The following is a 3,817-nucleotide window of genomic DNA, read 5'->3' on the forward strand; positions in this document are numbered from 1 at the left end:
AACTCATCGTGCGCGTGTATTTGCCGCCGAACAGGTTCTTGTTGGCCCATTCGAAGTCGTAGAGCATGCCGAGCGCGCGCCGCACGACCGGGTTGGCGAATTTCGGCAACCGCGTGTTGAACAGGAAACCGGTCACCACCGGCGGAATGCCGGTGTCGAAGGTTTCGGCGATCACGTCGCCCTTGTGGAAGGCCGGAAAATCGAGATCGCGCTCGCGCTTCACCGGATCGCTGTCGTCATCGATGGCGCAGAGGCCTTTCTTGAACGCTTCGAGCTTGGCGTTGGCGTTGAGGAAATACTCGATGGTGATCTGGTCGTAATTGTCGAAACCGCGCTTGGCGGGGACATCCTTGCCCCAATAGTCCGGGTTGCGCTTGAAGACGATGCGCTGGCCTGGCTGCACCTGCGCGATCGTATACGGACCGCTGCCGATCACCGGCTTGAGCGTCGTCCTGTCGAAAGTCTCCTTGTCGAAGGCGTGCTTCGGGATGATCGGGGTCAGCGCGATGATCAGCGGGAATTCGCGATCGGCCTTGTCGTTGAAGGTGAAGCGCACGCTGTAGTCGCCGGTCTTTTCGAGCTTGGCGACCCTGGCCATGCGGTCGCTGTAAGGCGGGCGGCCTTTGTCGGTGTAGACATCATAACTGAACAGCACGTCCTCCGGCGTCACCGGCTGACCGTCCGACCATTTGGCCCTCGGATTGAGATGGAACTCGATGCTCTTGCGCTCCGGATCCATGTCGGCGCTTTCGGCCAACAAACCGTAGAGCGTGAAAGCCTCGTCGGCATTGCGCTGCATCAACGGCTCGAAGACCAGATTGCCGAAGATCGTATCCATCATGCCGCGCGCCGTGGTGCGCAGGCTCTTGAGGATGAAAGGGTTGAGATTGTCGAAGCTGCCGACGACGCAATAGGTGATCGAGCCACCCTTCGGCGCGTCGGGATTGACGTAGTTGAAATGCGTATAGTCGGGCGGCAGCGCCGGCTCGCCCTGCATGGCGATGGCGTGCTTCGGCTCCGATGCGGCCGGCTGATGCGAAAGGGCGAGAAACGATATCGCGGTGATCAGCCAAACAAGAACGCGGCCCATGACCGTCTCCTTACTGGGCGGCTTGATGATTCGGACTGCACCCTAGCATGGCGCCACCGCGCTCCGGCCAGATACATCAGCCCAAATCGCACGGCCCAAATCGCACGGCCAAGAATCGCAGGCGCCGGGCTGGATTCGGCCTCGCTTGCAGTGTAACACGCCCTCCGAAGTCATTCTGTTGCCTCATTTCGGCAACAGGTAGCTGGACCACACGGCACGAAGAAGCCGGTCCCGGGATCATTTGAGAGGAAGTGCACGACATGACGAGCCTGAACAGCAACGCGTACCGCCTGTCGGTCATGGCCGCTGGCGTGGTCGGCTTTCTCGGCGCAGGGCTTCCCGCCGCTTCCGCACAGCAGCAGCAGCAGATTCCGCAAGGCTGGTTCAAGGCCTGCACCAAGCAGGAAGACGTCGACATTTGCAACGTCCAGAACATCACCACTGCCGGCAATGGCCAGCTGGTCACCGGCGTCAGCCTGATCGAGCTCAAGGGCAAGGTGAACCGCAAGGTGTTCCAGGTGACGGTTCCGACCGGCCGTCTGGTGCCTCCCGGCATCGGCCTGCAGATCGACACCGGCAAGGCGCAGAAGCTCGACTATGTGATCTGCTTCCCGGATCGTTGCGTGGCCGAAGTGCCGCTGACCGATCAGCTCGTCGCGGCATTCAAGAAAGGCCAGGCGATCACGCTGACTTCGGTCAATTTCCAGAATCAGCCCAATCCGATCAAGATCGCCCTGCAGGGCTTCAGCGGCGCCTATGACGGCCCGGCGCTGCAGCAGTCGGACATCGAGGACAGGCAGAAGAAGCTTCAGGACTTCGTCGCCAAGAACAACCAGGATTTCGCCAAGAAGCTCAAGGAAGAGCAGGACAAGGCGAAGACCGCCAACTGATCGGCCGATATCGCCGAGCCAACAAAAAAGCGGGGTTCATGCCCCGCTTTTTTTGTGACTGTCTTCCAGCAGGCTAATGCCTGGACTGCCGCTTCTGTTGGTAGCCGCCGTCCGGCTTCTTGTCGAACATTTCCTTGATCTGCGGATGCCGGACCGGCTCGCCCGACTGGTCCTCGAGCAGGTTCTGCTCGGAGACGTAGGCGATGTATTCGGTCTCCGAATTCTCGGCGAGCAGATGATAGAAAGGCTGATCCTTGCGCGGCCGCACGTCGGCGGGGATGGCTTCGTACCATTCGTCGGTGTTGGCGAATTGCGGATCGACATCGAAAATGATGCCCCTGAATGGAAACAGCCGGTGGCGAACCACCTGTCCGATTGCGAATTTGGCTGTTTTCATCGTACTCACCACTGAATTCCTTGAGCTTATTTGGCGCAGACCGCGCATCAATTCAATCCCGAGGCGCTTGACGCCCTATTAAGCAACGGGTTAGCCCGGCGCCAGGGTTTCGGACCAGCATAAAAATGTCTGACGTCGTCGGTCTTGTTCTTCCATTCTTCGGCTTGATTTTTGTCGGCTTTCTGGTGGCGCGCATCACCAGGCAGCCGCTGGACGCGCTCGGCTGGATGAACACGTTCATCGTCTATGTCGCGCTACCGGCACTTTTCTTCCAGCTGCTTGCCAAGACGCCGTTTGAAGACCTGACGGAATGGCGCTTCATCTTCGGTTCGGTCGTCTCGACCTTCATGATATTTTCCTTGATGTTCATGGGGTCGGTCCTGACCTCGCGCGGCGAGATAGCGCAATCGACCATCAAGGCGCTCGCGGCCGCCTATGGCAATATCGGCTATATGGGGCCGGGGCTGGCGCTGCTGGCCTTCGGCGAGGAGGCGGCTGTGCCGGTCGCCTTGATCTTCTGTTTCGAGAACATCATGCATTTCGCCATCGCGCCCATGATGATGGCGCTGTCTGGCGACGAGAAGACCACTCCTCTCCGGCTTGCCCTGGGCGTCCTGCGCAAGATCGTGCTGCATCCGTTCATCATCGCAACCGCCCTGGGTGTCGGCGCCGCCTATATCGGCTTTCGACCGCCCGTGCCGGTGGAGCGATTTCTGGAATATCTTTCCCGTGCGGCCGCACCTTGCGCGCTGTTTGCCATGGGCGTCACGCTGGCGCTCAGGCCACTCAATCGCGTCCCGCATGAGATGGTTCCGATCGCGGCGCTGAAGCTGATCCTGCACCCGTTGCTCTGTTATGTCGTGCTGAGCTGGATCGGCAATTTCTCTGAGACATGGGTCTTCTCGGCGGTGCTTCTGGCCGCATTGCCGACCGCCACGAACGTCTTCGTCATCGCCCAGCAGTATGGCGTCTGGGTACAGCGAGCGTCGGCCAGTGTGCTGATCACTACCTGCCTGTCGGTCGTGACCGTTACCGGGCTGCTCTACCTGATCCGGCACAATATCCTAGCGCCGGACCTGTTTCCCTAACCCGCCGGCAAGCGCGGCAAAACCGCTGCCGGGACGAAGCCCCTCGCGCATGAAAAAAGCCCGAAGCGGCGCGAAGCCTCCGAGCACGCCGAGCCCGGCAACGCGGGCCATCTGCGCCGGCAGCATGTCGGAAAGCAGCGACATGTTGAGCAGGTTGACCGCGCTGCTGCGCGCCAGAATGTCGGGGCGGCGCTTGAAATCGTAGGCTGCAAGCGCCTTGGCTGCGCCCGGATCGGATCGATTTTCACAAGCGATTCCAATTAGATCGTCGACGTCTCTGATGCCGAGGTTGAGGCCTTGCGCACCGATCGGCGGAAACACATGGGCGGCTTCGCCGACCATGTGTTTCCGC

Annotated in this window: 5 protein-coding genes; 2 read left to right on the top strand and 3 right to left on the bottom strand. The window is 60.4% G+C overall.

What is annotated here, in order from left to right:
- The coding region (locus EN914_RS27735; protein WP_164778961.1) for an extracellular solute-binding protein at positions 1-1,090 on the bottom strand (1,090 nt) is incomplete at its 3' end.
- Between the two features lie 260 nt (positions 1,091-1,350).
- Between EN914_RS27735 and EN914_RS27740 the strand changes: the two genes are divergently transcribed.
- Positions 1,351-1,980 (top strand): invasion associated locus B family protein, encoded by a 630-nt coding sequence (locus EN914_RS27740; RefSeq protein ID WP_013531658.1) that lies wholly within the window; start codon positions 1,351-1,353, stop codon positions 1,978-1,980.
- A gap of 73 nt (positions 1,981-2,053) precedes the next feature.
- Here EN914_RS27740 and hspQ read toward each other — a convergent pair whose 3' ends face one another.
- Positions 2,054-2,377 carry a heat shock protein HspQ gene (hspQ, locus tag EN914_RS27745; RefSeq protein WP_024503281.1) on the bottom strand — a complete coding sequence of 108 codons (324 nt, stop codon included), beginning with the start codon at positions 2,375-2,377 and terminating at the stop codon, positions 2,054-2,056.
- 125 nt (positions 2,378-2,502) lie between these two features.
- Here hspQ and EN914_RS27750 point away from each other — a divergent pair, with 125 nt between their 5' ends.
- Positions 2,503-3,465: an AEC family transporter gene (locus tag EN914_RS27750; protein ID WP_024503280.1), complete on the top strand. Its 963-nt coding sequence runs from the start codon at positions 2,503-2,505 to the stop codon at positions 3,463-3,465.
- On the opposite strand, the gene EN914_RS27755 is transcribed toward EN914_RS27750, so the two are convergent.
- On the bottom strand, positions 3,442-3,817 hold a 376-nt coding region (locus tag EN914_RS27755; RefSeq protein WP_206527250.1), incomplete at its 5' end, for an FAD-dependent monooxygenase. The two genes, EN914_RS27750 and EN914_RS27755, sit on opposite strands and share 24 nt — an antisense overlap.

The organism is Mesorhizobium sp. M7A.F.Ca.CA.001.08.2.1 (genome assembly GCF_003998455.1).
Lineage (GTDB): Bacteria > Pseudomonadota > Alphaproteobacteria > Rhizobiales > Rhizobiaceae > Mesorhizobium > Mesorhizobium ciceri.

Bases quoted from the DNA above. Each gene is read 5' to 3' on its own strand.
- EN914_RS27750 (WP_024503280.1), top strand. From the start codon at position 2,503: ATGTCTGACGTCGTCGGTCTTGTTCTTCCATTCTTCGGCTTGATTTTT.
- EN914_RS27740 (WP_013531658.1), top strand. From the start codon at position 1,351: ATGACGAGCCTGAACAGCAACGCGTACCGCCTGTCGGTCATGGCCGCT.
- hspQ (WP_024503281.1), bottom strand. From the start codon at position 2,377: ATGAAAACAGCCAAATTCGCAATCGGACAGGTGGTTCGCCACCGGCTG.